Raw genomic sequence first — 17,837 nt, forward strand, 5'->3', positions numbered from 1 at the left:
GCGGTGAAGGCGGCGAGCGAGGCGAGAAGCTTGGTCATCGCGTAAGGTCCAACATTCAATCTGGAGCTATGACTACCGGACGGTGAGCCAAATGGCTGTAGTTTTACGGGCACACCGCTGCGAGACGAGAGGGCGTATCGTAGTAAACCGCCTCTTAACGCACCCTCGACCGCCGTAATACTTCGCGGTCTACATGCACGAGCGCGACAACATGCCAGGGACGCTTTGGTTGCGGGCCATCAGGACATTGCCGTTCGGCTGTGGCCAGGATGCAACAGGGTGGAAGACCGCCTCGCTGCACAGGGGTCGCGTTCCGCTTCCCCAGCATCGGCATGCCGACCCGGCCCGAACACCGCTTCGTCGACCCGATCGACCCGATCGACCCGATCGACCGGGCGCCGCTCTCGGCGGTGATCCGGTTCACGCGCAGGGTCTAGCTGATCGGCGTCGCCCACCGTGTCAATGGAACATCGGTAGCCCCGTGCCGAGGAGGCCAAGACCGGATACGATCAAGGAGCCTGCCAATCCTTCGAGAACGCACGGGCTATCGGCCGCCGCATGGCTTCGATGGCCAACATGATACCGCTGCACAAGGCGAACAGGCTCAGTCCGAACAGCATCTTGGCTCTCCCAGATATCGCCGGTCAGGCGCCGTTGTCTGTGGTGATGTCGTCCAATCTCATGTGATCGTCCGTGGCGCCGGCTGGAGAAGCCCCCAGCAGGGCGCGTGCGGCCGTGACGATCGCCATGGCGGCGAGCATACGGGAGACGGCAGCGGCGTGGGTGCGGGCGGCGTGGATCACACCGCAGCCAAGCGCGAAGGCGCAGACCTGTGCGGCCCGTGCGATCAAGCTGGTGGTCATTCCGAGACCCGCGCCCTCTCGACGATGGCGATTGCAGCCATGATCCGCTTTGATAACGAAGCGGATTCTCATGGGCTTCACCCAAACGAGGGATCGTCCACGCTTTCCGGTGCCGGTCACCCCGCTCGTGGCTTGCTGTCGTGGACTCAGGCGAACTTGGCCAAGGCTGCCTCTGTCGGCACCGTCACGGTGAGTCAGTTCGAGGGCGAAAGCGGCACTCCGCAGCCTGCGATGCTGACCGTCTTGCAGCAGGCCCTTGAAGCCGCCGGTCTTGCGTTCATCCCTGAGACTGGAGGCGGGGCCGGGATCCGGTTTCGCAATCGGAAGGGATAAAATTCGCGCTTCGTTTGTTAGAACCTCCGCCAATCGCTCCGGTTAAGGACCAAGAATGCGCAGCCTCCTCCTCGCCGTCAGCCTCATCGCTGTCGCCGCCCCCGTCTCAGCGCAGGCGCCCAACCGCGGCAATGCTGACCTACAGACCAATTGTGCCGGTGACGCCCTTGCGTTCTGCGCCGGCATCGATCCGAACAGCCGGCAGATGGATGCCTGCTTCGAGAAGAATATGAGCAAAATGTCCCCGAACTGCCGTCGCGCCATCGATGCCTACAAGAGCGCCGGCGGGAAGTAGCAATGCTGCCATTCGGTGACAGCTCCAAAGCCGCGAAGGGGTCGAACCTCGTCCCCGTAAGCGGAAGGGAAAGATCGCCGAGCCAAGCCGTTAGAGCAGCGACGAATTCCTTCAGCCAGGTATCCCATATGCGCAGCAGCATCCTCGCGCTCGGCCTCATCGCCGTAGCGGCTCCCGCCCTCGCGGCGCCTGGGGCGTCTGCCTCGGAGCGTGGCAACAAAGACCTGAAAACCTATTGCTCCGGCGATGCGGTCACCTTCTGCAGCGGCAATGATCCGGCCAGTCCGGAGATGGACGCCTGCTTCAAGAAGAATATGGACAAGATCTCGGAGAACTGCCGGCGCGCGATCACCGCCTACAAGGCCAGTGGGGGCAAGTAGGGCCTCCGCCCGACTCAGGGCCGCTCCCGATCGCGTTGCAATCGTGAACAGCGCTAAGTCTTTGTTGTGACGCACGCTCTTGCGCCGAACCGGTGTCCACGTCATCGGGGAGCGCTCAAGGGACAAGGGCAGCGCAGATCGGCCCTGCATTCGTGCACGGGATCGGTCTGTCGCTGCTGCGTGTTCAACCCTTGCCGCATCTGCAGCGGTGCGGAGTATGCCGTGTACAATCCCTTCTTCTCATCGCTGATGCTCGCAATCGAAGCTCAGCGCGTCGTTGAACTGCGCTTGGTTCGTCTGGCCTGGGGCGGCAGGGAGGGACTGGCCGAGGCGCAGTCCATGGTGATCGAGAAGGTTCACGCAGCCGGTGAGGCTGTGACGACACTGATGTTCGGCGGCTCACCCGAGACGGTCATCGCCCGCTACCGCGAGCACGTGGCTGCAAACACGAAGCGCTTGCTGGCCGTCTGAGCACAGCCCCCACGGTCCACGACACTTGTCTGTCGCCTGGGGCGGCAAGCGCGACCTGTCCCCTCTCCCGTGCGGGAGAGGGTTGGGGTGAGGGTCGAGAACTCTCAAAATCGAGCGCACCCTTGAAGCCCTGACGCGGCAGGCTCTTCCGGACAGGTCTTATCCCTCACCCGGCTTTCTGCGAAAGCAGACCTCTCCCGCACGGGAGAGGGGACCCGTGCCCTATTCGGCGACGGTGGCGTCACTGTCGTGTACCGTGCACAGCCCCCTCGCGCGCTTCGCAGAACACTGGAGACACCCAGCGAAGCTGGCTACGGCACAAACTCACTAGTGCTCTGACGCATTCACTTCGTTCATGCGAACGAGCACGAGTTCTTTGGTTCTGCATCAATTTTTCCAGACTCGGCTGACGCCTCCGTCTGGATCGATGCACTAGCCCGAGCGTTGAGCGCTCCAGCTGCCGCTGCACGCCACGAGGCCGCCTGATGTGCGCCACGTCCCGCTGCCGCTGCCTTTCGCGGTCAAGCTGCCGGCGATCGGCACCTTGTTCGAGCCCTGTGTGATCGTGGCCTGCACGGCGCCACCGGCGGAGACACCGCCATCAATGTCGATTTCCTCGCCGGGGATCGAGGCGTCACTGTCCTTGATCCGCACGTGATAGCGCGTGTTGGCCGCGCAGGGCCCGTCGACCGTGGTGGCCACGATGGTCCAGGAGCCGTCGAACTGGTTCGGCACACGCAGGTTCTTCGACGCGGCGTAAACCGGGCTGTGAATGCCTGCAGTCAGGCCGGCGACGAGGATCAAGAGAGAGGTACGTGCCACAGATCGCTCCGACGGTCGCGCCGCCGGTAGTGACCACGCCTCGGCAGAACGGGGGGGCCGGCTCAATAGTTTCAGACACGGCAAGGTTTGTGCTGCGAGCAAAAGCTTAGAGCGCGCTGGCCGGTGTCAACGATCTGTTAACCATAAGCGTCCAGGGAACTGCCAGCGATCGGCTGGGGCTGAGCGCCGGACGAGCAGCATCGGAACCGAGGTGCCGCCGCGTCGGCGTCGTCGCAACAAGCCCGCACCTGGAACACCAGGGCGGGCTTTTCTCATCGTATTGAGCGGCGGGGCGCCAGCCAGGGAGAGGCGCATCTTCGCGCGCTATCGCCTCAATGCTGCGATCAACGCGGCATGGGGCGGACTGCCTGCCGGGGAACACGCTCGACATCCTCGGCAGCTCGGCTTGACCGCGATCGACCGAAGCGTCCGCTATTCCAAATCAGATAACCGAGGCCAAAAGCTACCCCGGCAAGCGTGGCGACGAGGGTAACCTCGTTCGACATGACCCCGGTCGCGCGGCCCCGCCTGCGGGTCCGAAGGGCGTTCGTCTTCGCGCGCACGAAAGCCCGTGTGGCGGCCGCGACCTCCTCGGGGGAGAAGAGTGCCTGAGCTGCTGGGATCAGTTCGTGAACGTGCCGGTGCAGGTGCTGGTCCACGAGGAAAGTCGCATCCTCAAAGGTGTCGAGCCAGCCGGCCGAGGCCTTTGTGCGGTCATGGGCGAGCTGTTGGAGTTGACGCCTGAACTCTGCGTGGCCGCGGTGCAGTTCTTCGATCAATGCGCGTGTCTGGCTCTCCCGGCTCAGGGGACCGGTGAGGCTTGCATCGACGGCGATCGCATGCAGCTTCAATTCGTCCATGAGATCGGCCAGCATCTGCTCCCGGCCGCCAACGGCACGGGGATCATTGAGCGCAAGCGGGATATCGCGGATCAGCCCCCCGATGTTTTGGTGATCGCGCTCGATGAGCTGCCAGAGTGTCACGCGCTTCTCCCTTGTCCGTGTCATGTCAACGACTGTGAGCCTCTGAAGTTTTTTGTAATGTGCTATGATCTAACGATGGTCAGCTCCTGAAGGCGAAGATCAATTGCGCGGACGAGTTCCTCGGCAGCCCTGGCAAGGGTAGCATTGCGCGATAGCGCACCTGCGGCTTGCTGCAGCGTGCGAAACTCCTGAAGGCGCGCGACTGGATCGCCCCCTTTGGCGATCGCTGACTGTACGAGGCCTCGGACCAGCTCTTGCGCCAAGTGCGCATCAGGGCCCGGCGCGACCCAGCCCGACGACGGCGGAATGGCCGTGTTCATGCCCGTTTCGGAGGTCGAGCGGATCAGCCTTCGCCACTTCGGATATCGTCGACCACCCACGCGCTCGATCAGGCCTTCACCCTCCAGGACGTCGCAGGCCAGTTTGACGACCTCAGCCCGCCGCCGCGCCGTGATGCTGGCCCGCTCGGCAAGCTGCAGCGTGCTGATCGGCTCGTCGGTCAGAGCGATCAGGATGCGGGCGCGGATCGAGAGATGTCGGCTTACGGTCACACGAACTCAATTTGCCACGAAAGCGACCGTTCACCGTTCACCGTCGCTGGATCCGCACCGGTTTGGCAGTCTGACTATTGAGGGATCCGTCGAAAGTCCGCGCCAACCCATGTTGGGCAACCGCGCTTCCAGCCGCATCGTCACCGTACTGGCCGTGCCATGGCTCGGCGGCTTGGCCGCCGAATTTGCTCCCACCATGCTTCCCAACGCCGCCGCGGTGTGACGCAGCGCCCTTGAAGACCCGTCTCCGCACGTGCCGGTATCTCACCCCAACCCGGATCGCGTTTGATCGTGGCTCGGGTCTCGTGGCCAGACGGCCCGCAACACGCATCTCACCGGCCTCATTCACACGCAAGCGGACGCGCCCCGATTGGAACCGGAAACGATCCGTTAATTTAACCTACGTGTAAATTGCGGTGGAGCGTCAGTGTGAGCTTTACGGTTGTAGGCCCCAGGGACGACCACGAACTGGAGGACGCGGTACGTCGCGGTGTCGCTGACGGATTAGCCCGGATGCTCGGCGTGCCGAAACACCCAGTCGGCGTTCAAGCGTTCCTCGATAAGAACGCCCATGAATCCGACGAAGGCCGTGAGGATCGGAGCGAGCCAACGCGCCGCCTCTCCAAGGCCGTAGCCGAAGTCTGAACCGCTCATCCCTGGAGCGGGAAGCCCATGAGTGTGGCGGTCTTCGCCATCGGGCGGCGCAGGTCCGGACTGGTCGCTGCGTCGGCCAAGAGCTTCTTGGCCTGCGGGTGCATCTCGATCGCTTTGGACACGTCGACGGTGTGGCCGGACTTGAAGGCGAATGGCTCGGTGTTGTCGTCCTTCAGGTAGGCGGTTGTCGCCGCTTCGATCGCCTCATCCATCACCTCAGGCTTGCGACGCAGGTCGCTTATATTGGGGATCTCTTTGGCCATGACGGTGAGCTATGGCGGTGCCCCTGCCCCGTCCATCATGCTTCCTCTACAGCCTGTGACGCTCTTCCAGGCGCCACACCCGGATCAGGCTTCTCGACGAGCGTTCCAAAACACGAACTGATCCTTGACGATGTCGCGGATCTCGCGCCGGTAGGCGGTCCGGTAGAAATACTGACCGGTCGGCAGGTATGGGACGTGAGTCATGGCCGCTACCTGTAGGTCGCGGGCGATTGCCTGCCGAGCGGTATTGTCAGGCGCCTCGATCCAGGCCTCGCGCAGGGTCTCGATCTCCGGGATGTCTGGCCAGCCGAAGAAACCCCTCTGGCCGCCGCAACGCAGGACCTGCTCGGCGACCGGGTTGGTCATGTCGAGGCCGGTCCAGGTCGTGTTGAAGATGCTCCAGCCGCCCTGGTCCGGCGCGGCCTTGCTGGCGCGGCGGCTCACCACGCTGCCCCAGTCGGTGACGACGTATTGTACGTTCATCCCGAGCCGCCTCAACAGGTCGTTCATGACTTCACCGAGCGCCCCGAGCACCGGATTGTCGCTCGCCGCCATCAGCACGACGCGCTCGCCCTTGTAGCCGGCGGCGATCAGGTCTCGCTTGGCGCGCTCCAAATCCCGCTTGCGCGTGAGCACGTCGAGGCCAGACTCGTTGGACATAGGCGTGCCCGGGGTAAAGATCCCGACGCCGGTGCGCCAAAGCTTCCGATCATCGCCACCCGCCGCGGCCATGAAGTCCTCCTGCGACAGGGCTTCGAGCACGACTCGCCGGACCGCCGGCTTATCGAAGGGCGGGTGAAGGTGGTTCATCACCGCGGTGCCGAGATTGCCCAGGCGGCCGGCGAGCTGCGTGACGATCTGCGGATTGCTCTGGAGGCTCGGCAACAGGTCGTTGATCGGGTTCTCCCACCAGTCGACTTCGCCGTTCTGGAGCGCGGCGGAGGCGGTCCCGGGATCGGGCATGATCTGCCACTCCACCCGCTCGAAATGGACGCGCTTCGGTCCGGCCGCCCACGAGACGTCACCGCTCTCGCGGGGTCGATAGTCAGGATTACGGTCGTAGACGACCCGGGCGCCGACCAGCCGCTCCTTGGTGTTGAAGCGGAACGGGCCGGAGCCGATCACCTCCGGGATTTGCTGCGCCGGGTCGATGCTGGCGAGGCGCTCCGGCATGATCATCAGCGCGGGCGGGCCGAGCTTGGCGAGGGTGTCCAGCATCAGCCCGTAGGGCCGCTTCAGGCGGATCATGAAACTGCGGTCGTCCAGCTCGCTCATGGTGTCCGTTCGAGCCATCAGCGCTTGGCCAAGGCTGTCGCGCTGGGCCCAGCGCCTGATCGACGCGATGCAGTCGCGACCGCGAACGGCCTCGCCGTCGTGGAACCTCAGCCCCTCCCGAAGGCGAAAGGTCCAGATCAAACCGTCCGCCTCGACGTTATGGCCCTCGACCATCTGAGGCTGCGGCCTCAGCTGCGCGTCGAGGCCGTAGAGCTGGTCGAAGACCATGAGCGCGTGATGGCGGGTGATGTAGGCGGTGGTCGTCACCGGATCGACGATGGTCAGGTCGGATTGCGGGACGAAGCGCAGTACGCTGGCGCGGCTACCCTGGGCGATCGCCGGGCGCGCCGGCAGGAAAGACACGGTGCTGGCCGCCGCCGCACCGCCGAGGAAGGTTCGTCGCAGCATGGTTTCGAACTCCGGACGTCGCGCGCGAGGAGGGCGCCGGATCGAACTGCAAGACACGTTCCCAGTCCGCGCAGACGCAGTCCATGCCCCTGCTCATCCGCGTCGAGCGCAGGCCTCCGCAGGCTGCTGGCCGCGCGGCCACATCATCACCGCTCGCCCGGCTTCGTGTGCATCCCGACCGCGTCCGCAACTGGTCGCAAAACGCCGGGTCTCCTTGGCTGTCAGAGCGCCGCGTAGCCCGATCGTGACGTGGCGGGACCGTCCGGCTGATCAATCCTGCACGAGGTCGTTGCGGCGCCTGGAGGCGAACACGCGCAGGCCAAAGCCCGGGAGCTCATCGCATCACAGGAAGTCGTCGCCACCCGGGGCTCGGCCGCGGTCACGGTGCGCTTCGTTATTTTCGTCCTGGCTACCATCCGGAATTACTGAAGCAATCTGCGTCCATACCCGGTGATAGTAAAAAATACGAGTATATAAGCAAATCTCTTTAGGGCAAAAACTTCGTAGTGATTGGCTGTCTCGGGCCATCATCGGAAAACGTGTCAGGGTAATACTTCGAGGGCAAAGGTCACACGTTCGAGCCGTGACGGGGGCGCCGATCTCCTCGACGCCGGAGCACGGCCTGCTGTCGCCGCCTTTCGACCCGGGTTAACGCCGTGCCGCCGGCCTGTTTGGACAGGCGGGGATCACGGCACCCCTCGGCTTGAGAGTTTGTGGCTCCCGTGATGGCGTGAGCCATGGCGCCCCTTCCCTAGTGCTCTGACGCATTCACTTCGTTCATGCGAGTGAGCACGAGTTCTTTGGTTTTGCATCAATTTTTCCAGACTCGGCTGATGCCTCCGCCTGGATCGATGCACTAGGGCCAATGGCCCCCACACAGGGACTGTAGGAGGGGCTAGCGGGGGGCAGGGGCGCTATGTGGGACCCCAAAATAGGGAGGACCCAAAACCAGGCTTGGCCCTAAGGGTCAAGGTCGGACGTGCTCAAAGAGGCTGAGGGTTCGAGTGTTCAGGCGATTTGCTAACGACTCGGGCCGTCCGCCCGATGCCGGGCTGCCAGTTTTTCAAGACGCTCGATGATGACGTCATGCAATCGGCTCGCAAGGTCGTTCATTTTATCGATCACGGTATTGAGTTCGTTCAAATTAATCTCGCGCTTGCTGAACATGCTGCTGGACGATGGGTTGGGCGATTCAAGGAAGATCCGTCCCGTTTCGTGGGTCCACCAGATCCCCTGCGCGTAGTCGCTGCGGCTTTCGCTGATAGACGCGAAATCATCGATGATGAAATCCCAAGTCGCGCCCCGGCCCTGGTTTACCTGCGCCTCTTCCAACAAGGAGCGCATGACATTGATGCGGGCCTGCTGATCGGTGATACTATAGAAGATCTGTCGCACAGGCGCGTCATAGCCGCCGATAAGCTCGGACATGACCTCGCTCATGCTTCGCTCGAGCAGCGGGAAAAACGTGACGATCCGGCCAATCGCCAGGACGAAATCGTCGTTCGCGAGTCCCGATTCGAAGCGCCCGTCCGGCGTGTGGCCGACCTGCTTCGGCAGCCGGCCGAACCGCGTAGGAAGCTTGCTGCGGGGTGTGTTCATCGGCGGGAGACTAGAACCGGGCCCGATCGCGTTGCAATCGGTCACGGCTCTAGGGCGTCGATGACCCGCGAAGGATGAAGCCCTTGGCCCGGTCGGTCCGGGGTGCGGTGAAGAAGTCGTGCGGGGTCGCGACCTCTCGGATGCAGCCCCCCTCCATGAACACGATCGTGTCGGCCACGTCGCGGGCGAAGCTCATCTCGTGGGTCACGATCACCATGGTCAGTCCCTCCCGCGCGAGTTCCCGGATGACGCCGAGCACCTCGCCGACCATTTCGGGATCGAGGGCGCTGGTCGGTTCGTCGAACAGGATGACCCGCGGCCGCATCGCGAGGGCGCGGCTGATCGCGACGCGCTGCTTCTGGCCGCCGGACAACGTGTGCGGGTACATGTCGGCTTTCTCGGCCAGGCCCACCCGCGCCAGGATGCTCCGGCCCTCCGCCTCGGCCTCCCGCCTCGGACGTCCCAGGACGTGGACGGGCGCCTCGGTCACGTTGCCGAGCACCGTCAGGTGCGGCCACAGGGCGAAGTGCTGGAACACCATGGCGATGCGGGTTCGCGCTGCGGCCAGCGCGCGGCGGTCCATGGGCCGTGCCGCCTTGCCCGTCCCGATCCGCCCGATCGGCGCGCCGTCGATGCGGATCGAGCCTTCGCTCGGCTCTTCCAACCAGTTGAGGCAGCGCAGCAAGGTCGACTTGCCCGAGCCGCTCGGCCCCAGGATGCAGGTCGTCGTGCCGGGGGCGATGTCGAGGTCGATGTCGCGGAGGGCTTCGAAGCCGCCGAAATCCTTGCACACGCCGCGCACCGCGATGGCGGGAACGGTCTCAGCCATAGCGCAGCCTCCTCACCCGCTCCATCCGGCGCACGCCCTCCTCGACCACCAACGACAGGAGCAGGTAGAGGCCGACCGCCGCCGCGAAGGGCGCGAACGGCGTGAAGTGGTTGGCGCTGACGAAATTCGCCGCGAAGGTCAGTTCCTGCACCGTGATGATCATCAGGAGCGCGCTGTCGCGGATGGTCGTGATGATCTGGTTCCCGATCATCGGCGCGGCCGTGATGGCGACCTGGGGGAGGATGATGCGCCGGTACAGCAGGCTGCGCGACAGGCCGAAGGCCTGGGCGGCCTCGATGTCGTCCTTCGCCACGGCGCGGAAGGCGGACCGGAAGATCTCCGCCAGATAGGCCGTGGTGTAGAGTGTCAGCGACACGAGGCCCGCCCACCAGGAATCGAGCCGGAGGCCGAGTTCGGGCAGGCCGTAATAGACGACATAGGCGAGCAGCAGGAACGGCACGCAGCGCAGGAGATCGACCAGCTCCGCCAGAAGGCGGCGCAGCGGCGCCGCCGCTTCCGTGAGGACGACCGCACCGAGGACGCCCAGGGGGAGGCTGAGCAGGAGGCAGCCCAGCACCAGCGACACGGTGTTGCCCGCGCCCCACAGGAAGACGGCCCGGTTCTCCCAGACGACCTGAAGTCCGTTCACGGGCTCACCGCTCCGAAACGCCGGGCGATCCTGCGCTCGAGGACGCGCTGACCGCGGACGATCGCCGCGATCAGCGCGGTGTAGATCAGCGTGGCGACGAGGAAGGGCGGCAGGGGCTCGTAGGTCTCGGCGCCGACCCGGCTGGCCGCGCGCGTGATCTCGACGACCCCGATGACCGCCACCGCCGGGGTGCATTTCAGCAGGATCGTGACTTCGCTGACCAGCGGCCCGAGATTCGCCCGCCAGATCTGCGGAAAGACGATGCGCGTGAAGGTGCCGGCCTCCGACAGGCCGAAGGCCAGGGCGGCCTCCCGCTGATCCCGCGGAAAGCTCTGCAGGGCCGAACGCCAGATCTCGCTGCTGAACGCCGCCGTGTTCAGGGTGAGCGCGAGGATCGCGGCCGGCACCGGGTCCAGCTCCAGGCCGGCAGAGGGCAGGATGAAGTAGACGAACAGGACGAGGGTCACGAACGGCGTCGCCCGCACGACGCTGACGACGGTTGCCAGGAGGCCCGCGACGACCGGGACGCGGCGCCAGCGCAGGAGCGCGATCAGCAGCCCGAGCGGCAGGCTCAGGAGGATGCTGACGGCGGCCAGCGCGGCGGTGACCACCGTGCCGTCGAGGATCGTCCGGATTGCCGGCCAGGTCATGGCCCGTTCCCCCGCGCGTCACGGGACGTCGCCGCGCGACGTCCGCCTCCCGGTTCCCCGCCTCCCGGGTCCCCGCTTACTTGGTCGGTGCGGACGGCATGTCCCTGAAGGCCCGGCCGAGCCACTTCTCCTGCAGGGCGTAGAGTTCGCCGCTCGCCCGCACCTTCGCCATGAACCGGTTCAGGTCGTCGAGCAGGCCGTCATTGCCCTTGGCCACGGCCCAGGCCGCGTAGGTCGGCGCGCCGACCGCCTCGCCCATCCTGAAGCGCTTGGGCTGATCCTTCGTCAGGCTGACGAGGTTCACGACGCCGTTGATCACGTAGTCGAGCCGCCCGTTGGCGAGGTCCTGATAGGCATCCGGAAGCGAGGTGTACTGAACCACCTTGCCGAGCTTGCCCCCGGTCTTGGCGAGGGTGGGTTCGAGATCGGCCAGGGCCGCGTAGGATGCGCCGCCGGACTGCACGCCCACCGTCTTGCCCGCGAGATCCGGCACCCCCTTGATCCGGGTCTCGTCGGCGCGGACCACGTAATACTGGGTCGCCTCGGCGATCGGCATCGTGAACGCGAGGCTCTGGATGCGGTCCGGCGTGATCACGGCGGCGGTCAGCGCCACGTCGTATTTACCGGTCGCGACGCCGGCCAGCAGCCCTGTCCAAGGGATGATCTGCTGGTCGATCCGGAACGGCACGTCCTTGCGCAGCAGCGCGAGGAGCGCGTGGTCGAGACCCATCGGCTTGCCGTTCTCGACATATTCGAACGGCTTGTAGCTGTCCTCGGTCGCGACGACCATCGTGCCCCTGGCCTTGATCGCGTCGAGGCTCGCCGCGGACGACAGGGCGGTCCCGCCCAGAAGGATGGCCGCCGCGGCCGCCGCGATGCCGATGATGTGGCCCCGAACAGGAGACATGGCTCAGTCCTTTCGCGCGTTCGATGCGGGAGCCGGTGCGGTGCCACGACGGGCGATCAGGTCGATCTCGACCAGGGCGTCGTAGGCGAGACCCGTCGTGCCCACGCAGGTTCGCGCCGGCAGCCGATCGGGTGGGAAGAAGGACTTGTAGGTCTCGTTGAACGTCGCGTAGTCCCGCTTGAATTCCGTCAGGAAGGCACGGGCGACGACGACGTCCGCGAGGCCGAGGCCGAGGCCGGCCAGGACCGTCTCGAGATTGGCCATCACGTTGCGGGTCTGCGCTTCGATCCCGTCGGGCAGGATGCCGGGGCAGGCCGGCGTATCGGGCATCTGTCCCGTCACGAACACGAAGCCGTCGGCCTCGACCGCGTGGCTGAAGGGGGCGACCGGCCGCGGCCCGCCGGGGATCATGTGAAACACCGTCGCCGAGGCCGATGAGGGCTGCTGCACCGCGATCTCCGTTCCGCGGGCCGCGCCCGCACCCTGTCGCTGGCCCCGCGTCTGGGCCACATTGTCATGGTCAGGCTAGGCGGTATTGTCCCGATTGGCGCGACGATATTGGCGGCATCGCGCGCGAATTTCGGCCTGCGATGCGCGCCGACCGAGACAATCACTGGGACAATCGGAGCGGGGATGAGACCCGGATGGACGGAGGCCGTCGCGCGGACGGCAGGGCCCCGCTACCGCGCCATCGTGGGCGCGGTCGAGATCGCGTTGCGCACCGGCGCCCTGCGACCGGGCGACCGGTTGCCGCCCCAGCGCGACCTGGCCGCGTGGCTCGCCCTCAATATCGGGACGGTCGGCCGGGCCTATGCCGAGATGCAGGCAACGGGTCTCGCCCGCGGCGAGGTCGGCCGCGGCACCTTCCTCAACCCGATGCAGGAGCCGGACGGACCATCATCGCTGCGGGGGCAGAGCCCGCGCCAGACCTTCATCGACCTGTCGCACAACTTCCCGGCGCATGCGATGCGCCACCCCGCGCTGGAGCTGATCCGTCCCGAATTCGAGGGTGCTTGCGATATCGGGACGCTGCTGGCGAGCCAGGTCGATATCGGCCTTCCCGCACATCGCCTGATCGCGGCGCGATGGCTCGGGCGCTTCGGGATCGCGGCCGAGCCCGATGCGGTGCTGATCACGTGCGGCGGCCAGCACGGCCTGCTGCTCGCGCTCATGGCGCTGACCCGCCCGGGCGATGCCGTCCTGGCGGAGGAACTGGCCTTCTACGGTCTGAAATCCGCGGCCGGCATGCTGGGCCGCGCGCTGGTCGGCGTTCGCATGGACCGCGAAGGGATCGTGCCGGACTACCTCGATGTGGTCTGCCGGCGGACCGGCGCGAAGGTTCTGGTCTGCACGCCGACGCTGCACAACCCGACGACCGCCACGATGTCGGACGACCGGCGGCGGCAGGTGGCGGACGTCTGTGCGCGCCACGACGTCCTGATCGTCGAGGACGATGTCTACGGCTTCCTGGGCGATCCGCCCCTGCGGCCGCTGGCTGCGCTGGCGCCGGACCGGGTCGTGCACATCTCGAGCCTGTCGAAGCTGGCGGGCCCGGGCCTGCGCATCGGGTTCCTGCGCGTACCCCGCCCTCTGATCGACGCCTTCGGGATCGCGATGCGGGCGAGCACGCTCATGGCCTCGCCGTTCACCGCGGACTGGGCGACCCGCCTTCTGGCATCGCCGCGGATCGACCGGATCGTCGCGGCGATGCGCGCGGAAACCCAAGCCCGTCAGGCCCTGGTGGCCGCTCTGCTGCCGGCGCAGGCCGTCATGGCCCACCCGAACGCCTATTACGTCTGCCTGAAGCTGAGGAACGGCTGGTCGGCGGAGGCCTACACGCAGGCCGCGGAGGCACGCGGCGTGGGGGTGACCCCGCTGAGCCTGTTCGAGGTCTCGTCGACGCACCCGAGCGATGCGGTCCGGATCTGCGTCAACGCGGCGCCGGACCGGGAGACGCTGCGCGGGGCCCTGGAGACGCTCACAACCCTGCTCGATTCAGGGGGGCCCCCGACCGTCCGGTTTCGGGCCGCGGTCTGAAGCCCGTCGAACGGTCGCGACGGGCGCGCCGTCGGAGGTAGGCCTGCCGCCGCGTCACGCGCGCTCAACTCTGGCCGGAGCAGCCTCCTCCCATTCACGATCCTGCTTCGCGAGCAGCGCGGCGCGATGGGCCGCGCTGGCCTCCGGTTCCGTCGGCGGCGCGTCCATGGCCGCCTGTGCGGACCGGGCCGCGTCCGTCCTGCCCCCGCCCAGGACGCGGGCGAGCGTCGTGACGATGCGATCCACATCGTGAGGCATCACGGCGCCTGTCACAAGAAGTGCGAGGCGTGAACGGCCGGCCATCTCCGCGCAGGAGCCTCCGGCCAAGCCCAGCGCCGCGATGGCGTCGGCATCCAGAGGCAGATGTTCGACCGGCATGTCGGCCAATCGCCCGAGCCTGCGCGCGCCCGTGGCCGCGGGTGTATGCACCGCGCGGGCGCCCGGCAGCCACCGCGCGCTCTCGTGGAGGAGGAACGTCCGGACGCGTTCGACGCGGATCGGGCCGAACTTCCGGATGCTGGCGATCGCATCCGGGGATGTCTGAGCCAGATGGCCGAGATCCCGGTACCCGGCCTTGCGCAGGCGCGCCCGCAGGGAGGCCGTCAGGAAACCGCGGCCGAAGCCCGACGCCGAGAGACGCTCAATCACATCGGGAGGCAGGTCGTCGAACAGCGGGAGCCGACCGCTGATCTCGTCGAACAGGCTGTCGGACGTGACGGTGCGAGGGAATCGGCCGGGCATCGCCGCCGATAGGGCGATTTCCGGATTCCCGCAACGGTCTGCCGGCGCAGGCCTTCGCGCTGTCGGCTCGGCCCGCCATCCGACCCGCGACGAACGCGCGAGGCCAGCCGAAAGCCGCCGGTCCGCTTCGGAGACGGTGCGCCGAGGGCCATCACCGGGACGTCGGATCGGTCTCGCGTCGCGGGACCTGAGGTCATCGGGCCGTCATACCATCCGCCTAGGGCACGCCCCTCGCCGGCGCGACCGGCCTGCCGCAGGCTCCGATGTTCACGCATAACTGTCTGGATCCGCACGATCCCTTCGCGGAGCGCGAGGTGCTGGTCGCGTTCACCATCGACGCGTCCGGCATCCGTCTCCTCGCCGCCAGGGATGCCGAGGGCCACGACATCCTGCCCGATCTGGTCGACGCTCAGCGCGACGACCTGCGGTGCGAACTCGCCGCGCAGCATTGGTGCCCAGGTGTGGACGGCGCGACTTCGGGCAGGCCGGATCGTCCGGCCCAGGCGGGCCCTGGTCGATAAGGCGGGATGCCGTCCGGCGGGCGGCGCCGACGCTGCGCTTGTCCCAGGGGGCGGCGATCCCGTCCGGAGGCGAGCCCTGGAGTGAGACTTGGGAGGCGTTCGCGCCGGGGTACCGCGGGCACCCGGGTTGCACGGCGGGACCATGTTCAACCGGGACGGGCGGCTGCGCGTCCAGGACCGAAGCAACCCGTTCCCCGCAGCCGTGTTGCGTAAGCCGGAAGGTTTGAGTCCCGCATGGCCCGTCGCATCCTGATCACCGGCGCGAGCATCGCCGGCAACACCGCCGCGTGGTGGCTCGGCCGTTACGGCTTCGACGTCACCGTGGTGGAGCGTGCCCCCGCGTTCCGGGACGGGGGGCAGAACGTCGATGTCCGTGGCGTCGGGCGCGAGGCGCTGCGCCGCATGGGCCTGGAGCGGGCCGCCCTTGAGGCCGGGACCGGCGAGGAGGGCACCGCCTGGGTCGATGGGCGCGGCCGCGCCGTCGCACGGTTCGGCCTCGACCGGGCCGCGGGCGACGGCCCGACGGCCGAGATGGAGATCCTGCGCGGCGACCTTGCGCGCCTCCTCTACGCGCCGGCCCGGGAGCGGGCGCAGTATCGCTTCGGCGACCACTTGATGCGCCTCGACGAGGAGGAGGACGGCGTGCGCGTCGGCTTCGCCAGCGGCGCCGTCGCGCGCTACGACGCGGTGATCGTCGCCGAGGGCGTAGGCTCGGCCACCCGCGAACGCGTCTTCCCAGGGGAGAACGTGCCGCGGTGGATGGACCTGACCATCGCGTATTTCACGATTCCGAGGACGCCCGACGACGACCGGGACTGGCGCTGGTTCAACGCGACGGGTGGACGCGGCATCTCGCTGAGGCCGGACCGGCACGGCACCACCCGCGCGATGCTGATGCTCCGCCAGCCGCCGGGCGGGGAGCAGGATTGGGACGCCGCCCGGCAGAAGGCCTACCTGCGCGATCGGTTCGCGGATGCCGGATGGCAGGCCGGGCGCGTCCTCGCCGGCCTGGAGACGACGGACGACTTCTACGTCGACGTCCTGCGGCAGGTGCGGATGAAGCGCTGGTCGTCCGGGCGCGTCGTGCTGACCGGCGATGCCGCGTGGTGCGCGACGCCGCTCGCCGGCATCGGCACGACGCTGGCGGTCACCGGCGCCACAATTCTGGCCGGCGCGCTGGCGCAGACGGACGACATCGCGGCGGCCTTCGCGGACTACGAGCACGCCCTGCGTCCGTTCGTCGAGAAGGGGCAGGGCGTGCCGAAGATCGCGCCGAGGCTGATGAACCCGCGCACCCGGCTCGGCATCGGCCTGCTGCACGGCGCGCTGCGGATCGCGAGCCAGCCCGCGGTGCGCCGGCTGGGCGCCAAGCTCTCCGGCGGGCGCACCGGGGAGCCCGATCTGGCCCGGTACGCGACCGCCGTCACACAGCCTCCGCCGCCCCGACCCTGATCGCGTTTCCCCCTCCCCCACGGCCTGAGATGTTCACATCCGGGTTTCTGCGCGGCGGGTCGATCCCCCTCTCTCCACCAGCGGAACGAGTGGGGAAACCGCGTCCGGTCTCGGCGCAGCCGGCACGCTGCGTCTCCGGTCGTCTGCCCGGGAGGGGGCCCGGCGCTCGGGATCATCCGGTCCGGAACAGAGGGGTTGCTGGCACTGGTCGGCCTGCCGCCGCGCCCGGACGGCGCCCGCCCGGCCATGCCCTGGCCGATCCCGGGGCGCGGGGCGCATAACGACGCCCCGTCAAATCGATGGTCCGACCGAGGCATTCATGACCGAGGCATCCATGACCGAGGCACCCCTGCACGAGACCTACGCCACCCTGACGACCGAACGGCCCCATGCCGACGTGCTCCTCGTGACCCTGGCCCGGCCCGAGGCCGCGAACGCGATGAACACCCAGATGGGCCGCGACCTGTTCACGCTGTTCGACGGGCTCATCGCCGAGCCCGGCCGGTGTCGCGCGATCGTGCTGACCGGGGCCGGCGAGACGGCCTTCTGCGCCGGCGGCGACCTCAAGGAGCGCAACGGCATGACCGACGAGGCCTGGCAGGACCAGCACCGCGTGTTCGAGCGCGGCATCCGCGCCCTCGTCGAGTGCCCGATCCCGGTCATCGCGGCGGTGAACGGGGCCGCCTATGGCGGCGGCTGCGAGATCGCCCTCGCGTGCGACTTCATCTACGCGGCCCGGCACGCCCGGTTCGCGCTGCCAGAGGTGACGCTCGGCATCATGCCGGGGGTGGGCGGCACGCAGACCCTGCCGCGCGCGGTGGGGGAGCGGCGGGCCAAGGAACTCCTCCTGTCCGGCCGCCCCTGGTCGGCCGAGGAGGCGGCGGCCTGGGGCATGGTCAACCGGGTCTGCGACGGCGGGGGGCTCCGCGCCGAGGCCCTCGACACGGCCGCCACCATCGCGGGGAACGCGCCGATCGCCATCCGCCAGGCCAAGCACGCCCTGCATCACGGCCTGTCCCTGTCGCTCGCCGACGGCATGCTGTTCGAGATCGAAGCCTACAACCGCATGGTCCCGACCGCGGACCGGCGGGAGGGCATCCGCGCCTTCAACGAGAAGAGGAAGCCGGTCTTCAGCGGCCGCTGAGCGCCTGTTC

At 67.4% G+C, this 17,837-nt stretch carries 22 protein-coding genes; 8 read left to right on the forward strand and 14 right to left on the reverse strand.

The window, feature by feature from the left end:
- Positions 1 to 644 precede the first annotated feature (644 nt).
- Complete coding sequence (locus OXS49_RS27540) at positions 645 to 863, reverse strand: hypothetical protein (protein WP_267427860.1); 219 nt, start codon at positions 861 to 863, stop codon at positions 645 to 647.
- 39 nt (positions 864 to 902) lie between these two features.
- Between OXS49_RS27540 and OXS49_RS27545 the strand changes: the two genes are divergently transcribed.
- From OXS49_RS27545 to OXS49_RS27560, 4 genes are all read left to right on the forward strand, one after another.
- A complete protein-coding gene (locus OXS49_RS27545; RefSeq protein WP_243999771.1) occupies positions 903 to 1,196 on the forward strand; it encodes a helix-turn-helix domain-containing protein in 294 nt (97 codons plus the stop codon).
- Positions 1,197 to 1,251: 55 nt separating this feature from the next.
- Positions 1,252 to 1,491 (forward strand): 3',5'-cyclic-nucleotide phosphodiesterase, encoded by a 240-nt coding sequence (locus OXS49_RS27550; protein WP_243999769.1) that lies wholly within the window; start codon positions 1,252 to 1,254, stop codon positions 1,489 to 1,491.
- A 128-nt stretch (positions 1,492 to 1,619) separates the two neighbouring features.
- The gene (locus OXS49_RS27555) at positions 1,620 to 1,871 is read left to right on the forward strand and encodes a 3',5'-cyclic-nucleotide phosphodiesterase (RefSeq protein ID WP_267427863.1); all 252 of its coding nucleotides are present in this window, start codon (positions 1,620 to 1,622) and stop codon (positions 1,869 to 1,871) included.
- A 222-nt stretch (positions 1,872 to 2,093) separates the two neighbouring features.
- Positions 2,094 to 2,342, forward strand: coding sequence for a hypothetical protein (locus OXS49_RS27560; protein ID WP_243999765.1), 249 nt, complete (start codon positions 2,094 to 2,096; stop codon positions 2,340 to 2,342).
- Positions 2,343 to 2,774: 432 nt separating this feature from the next.
- Here the strand turns inward: OXS49_RS27560 and OXS49_RS27565 are convergent, their stop codons facing one another.
- From OXS49_RS27565 to OXS49_RS27620, 12 genes are all read right to left on the reverse strand, one after another.
- Positions 2,775 to 3,146, reverse strand: a complete 372-nt coding sequence (locus tag OXS49_RS27565) for a heme utilization protein (protein ID WP_267427865.1) — start codon at positions 3,144 to 3,146, stop codon at positions 2,775 to 2,777.
- Positions 3,147 to 3,508: 362 nt separating this feature from the next.
- Positions 3,509 to 4,147 carry a hemerythrin domain-containing protein gene (locus tag OXS49_RS27570; protein ID WP_267427867.1) on the reverse strand — a complete coding sequence of 213 codons (639 nt, stop codon included), beginning with the start codon at positions 4,145 to 4,147 and terminating at the stop codon, positions 3,509 to 3,511.
- Between the two features lie 62 nt (positions 4,148 to 4,209).
- Positions 4,210 to 4,698 (reverse strand): hypothetical protein, encoded by a 489-nt coding sequence (locus OXS49_RS27575; protein ID WP_244005307.1) that lies wholly within the window; start codon positions 4,696 to 4,698, stop codon positions 4,210 to 4,212.
- A gap of 504 nt (positions 4,699 to 5,202) precedes the next feature.
- Positions 5,203 to 5,352, reverse strand: a complete 150-nt coding sequence (locus tag OXS49_RS27580; protein ID WP_244005309.1) for a hypothetical protein — start codon at positions 5,350 to 5,352, stop codon at positions 5,203 to 5,205.
- Complete coding sequence (locus OXS49_RS27585; protein ID WP_244005311.1) at positions 5,349 to 5,615, reverse strand: hypothetical protein; 267 nt, start codon at positions 5,613 to 5,615, stop codon at positions 5,349 to 5,351. The genes OXS49_RS27580 and OXS49_RS27585 overlap by 4 nt, the downstream gene beginning before the upstream one ends.
- An 84-nt stretch (positions 5,616 to 5,699) precedes the next feature.
- Positions 5,700 to 7,298 (reverse strand): ABC transporter substrate-binding protein, encoded by a 1,599-nt coding sequence (locus OXS49_RS27590; protein WP_267427870.1) that lies wholly within the window; start codon positions 7,296 to 7,298, stop codon positions 5,700 to 5,702.
- 1,020 nt (positions 7,299 to 8,318) lie between these two features.
- Complete coding sequence (locus OXS49_RS27595) at positions 8,319 to 8,897, reverse strand: hypothetical protein (protein WP_267427871.1); 579 nt, start codon at positions 8,895 to 8,897, stop codon at positions 8,319 to 8,321.
- 49 nt (positions 8,898 to 8,946) lie between these two features.
- On the reverse strand, positions 8,947 to 9,726 hold the full coding sequence (locus tag OXS49_RS27600) for an amino acid ABC transporter ATP-binding protein (RefSeq protein WP_267427872.1): 780 nt from the start codon (positions 9,724 to 9,726) through the stop codon (positions 8,947 to 8,949).
- Positions 9,719 to 10,375: an ABC transporter permease subunit gene (locus tag OXS49_RS27605; RefSeq protein ID WP_244005319.1), complete on the reverse strand. Its 657-nt coding sequence runs from the start codon at positions 10,373 to 10,375 to the stop codon at positions 9,719 to 9,721. The genes OXS49_RS27600 and OXS49_RS27605 overlap by 8 nt, the downstream gene beginning before the upstream one ends.
- Positions 10,372 to 11,025 carry an amino acid ABC transporter permease gene (locus OXS49_RS27610; protein ID WP_267427873.1) on the reverse strand — a complete coding sequence of 218 codons (654 nt, stop codon included), beginning with the start codon at positions 11,023 to 11,025 and terminating at the stop codon, positions 10,372 to 10,374. The genes OXS49_RS27605 and OXS49_RS27610 overlap by 4 nt, the downstream gene beginning before the upstream one ends.
- Before the next feature lie 76 nt (positions 11,026 to 11,101).
- Complete coding sequence (locus OXS49_RS27615; protein ID WP_267427875.1) at positions 11,102 to 11,932, reverse strand: transporter substrate-binding domain-containing protein; 831 nt, start codon at positions 11,930 to 11,932, stop codon at positions 11,102 to 11,104.
- A 3-nt stretch (positions 11,933 to 11,935) separates the two neighbouring features.
- Positions 11,936 to 12,343 (reverse strand): RidA family protein, encoded by a 408-nt coding sequence (locus OXS49_RS27620; RefSeq protein WP_267427881.1) that lies wholly within the window; start codon positions 12,341 to 12,343, stop codon positions 11,936 to 11,938.
- Between the two features lie 222 nt (positions 12,344 to 12,565).
- Between OXS49_RS27620 and OXS49_RS27625 the strand changes: the two genes are divergently transcribed.
- Entirely contained in the window at positions 12,566 to 13,969 is a 1,404-nt protein-coding gene (locus OXS49_RS27625) for a PLP-dependent aminotransferase family protein (protein ID WP_267427876.1), read from the forward strand.
- A 54-nt stretch (positions 13,970 to 14,023) separates the two neighbouring features.
- On the opposite strand, the gene OXS49_RS27630 is transcribed toward OXS49_RS27625, so the two are convergent.
- Positions 14,024 to 14,710, reverse strand: a complete 687-nt coding sequence (locus OXS49_RS27630; RefSeq protein WP_267427877.1) for a hypothetical protein — start codon at positions 14,708 to 14,710, stop codon at positions 14,024 to 14,026.
- Between the two features lie 263 nt (positions 14,711 to 14,973).
- Between OXS49_RS27630 and OXS49_RS27635 the strand changes: the two genes are divergently transcribed.
- The 3 genes from OXS49_RS27635 to OXS49_RS27645 all read left to right on the forward strand — a co-directional run bounded on the left by OXS49_RS27635 (position 14,974) and on the right by OXS49_RS27645 (position 17,827).
- Positions 14,974 to 15,231, forward strand: a complete 258-nt coding sequence (locus tag OXS49_RS27635) for a hypothetical protein (RefSeq protein WP_244005329.1) — start codon at positions 14,974 to 14,976, stop codon at positions 15,229 to 15,231.
- Positions 15,232 to 15,465: 234 nt separating this feature from the next.
- Entirely contained in the window at positions 15,466 to 16,683 is a 1,218-nt protein-coding gene (locus OXS49_RS27640; RefSeq protein ID WP_267427878.1) for an FAD-dependent monooxygenase, read from the forward strand.
- 319 nt (positions 16,684 to 17,002) lie between these two features.
- Positions 17,003 to 17,827: an enoyl-CoA hydratase-related protein gene (locus tag OXS49_RS27645; protein ID WP_267427879.1), complete on the forward strand. Its 825-nt coding sequence runs from the start codon at positions 17,003 to 17,005 to the stop codon at positions 17,825 to 17,827.
- Positions 17,828 to 17,837: the final 10 nt, after the last annotated feature.

The organism is Methylobacterium sp. GC_Met_2 (assembly GCF_026540795.1).
In the GTDB taxonomy this organism is placed as follows: domain Bacteria; phylum Pseudomonadota; class Alphaproteobacteria; order Rhizobiales; family Beijerinckiaceae; genus Methylobacterium.

What these genes read in the sequence shown, in the direction of transcription:
- OXS49_RS27630 (WP_267427877.1), bottom strand. Translation starts at nt 14,710, where the DNA reads ATGCCCGGCCGATTCCCTCGCACCGTCACGTCCGACAGCCTGTTCGAC.
- OXS49_RS27580 (WP_244005309.1), bottom strand. Translation starts at nt 5,352, where the DNA reads ATGAGCGGTTCAGACTTCGGCTACGGCCTTGGAGAGGCGGCGCGTTGG.
- OXS49_RS27585 (WP_244005311.1), bottom strand. Translation starts at nt 5,615, where the DNA reads ATGGCCAAAGAGATCCCCAATATAAGCGACCTGCGTCGCAAGCCTGAG.
- OXS49_RS27645 (WP_267427879.1), top strand. Translation starts at nt 17,003, where the DNA reads ATGACCGAGGCATCCATGACCGAGGCACCCCTGCACGAGACCTACGCC.
- OXS49_RS27595 (WP_267427871.1), bottom strand. Translation starts at nt 8,897, where the DNA reads ATGAACACACCCCGCAGCAAGCTTCCTACGCGGTTCGGCCGGCTGCCG.
- OXS49_RS27550 (WP_243999769.1), top strand. Translation starts at nt 1,252, where the DNA reads ATGCGCAGCCTCCTCCTCGCCGTCAGCCTCATCGCTGTCGCCGCCCCC.
- OXS49_RS27540 (WP_267427860.1), bottom strand. Translation starts at nt 863, where the DNA reads ATGACCACCAGCTTGATCGCACGGGCCGCACAGGTCTGCGCCTTCGCG.
- OXS49_RS27610 (WP_267427873.1), bottom strand. Translation starts at nt 11,025, where the DNA reads ATGACCTGGCCGGCAATCCGGACGATCCTCGACGGCACGGTGGTCACC.
- OXS49_RS27640 (WP_267427878.1), top strand. Translation starts at nt 15,466, where the DNA reads ATGGCCCGTCGCATCCTGATCACCGGCGCGAGCATCGCCGGCAACACC.
- OXS49_RS27545 (WP_243999771.1), top strand. Translation starts at nt 903, where the DNA reads ATGATCCGCTTTGATAACGAAGCGGATTCTCATGGGCTTCACCCAAAC.
- OXS49_RS27615 (WP_267427875.1), bottom strand. Translation starts at nt 11,932, where the DNA reads ATGTCTCCTGTTCGGGGCCACATCATCGGCATCGCGGCGGCCGCGGCG.
- OXS49_RS27590 (WP_267427870.1), bottom strand. Translation starts at nt 7,298, where the DNA reads ATGCTGCGACGAACCTTCCTCGGCGGTGCGGCGGCGGCCAGCACCGTG.
- OXS49_RS27620 (WP_267427881.1), bottom strand. Translation starts at nt 12,343, where the DNA reads ATGATCCCCGGCGGGCCGCGGCCGGTCGCCCCCTTCAGCCACGCGGTC.
- OXS49_RS27555 (WP_267427863.1), top strand. Translation starts at nt 1,620, where the DNA reads ATGCGCAGCAGCATCCTCGCGCTCGGCCTCATCGCCGTAGCGGCTCCC.
- OXS49_RS27600 (WP_267427872.1), bottom strand. Translation starts at nt 9,726, where the DNA reads ATGGCTGAGACCGTTCCCGCCATCGCGGTGCGCGGCGTGTGCAAGGAT.
- OXS49_RS27635 (WP_244005329.1), top strand. Translation starts at nt 14,974, where the DNA reads ATGTTCACGCATAACTGTCTGGATCCGCACGATCCCTTCGCGGAGCGC.
- OXS49_RS27625 (WP_267427876.1), top strand. Translation starts at nt 12,566, where the DNA reads ATGAGACCCGGATGGACGGAGGCCGTCGCGCGGACGGCAGGGCCCCGC.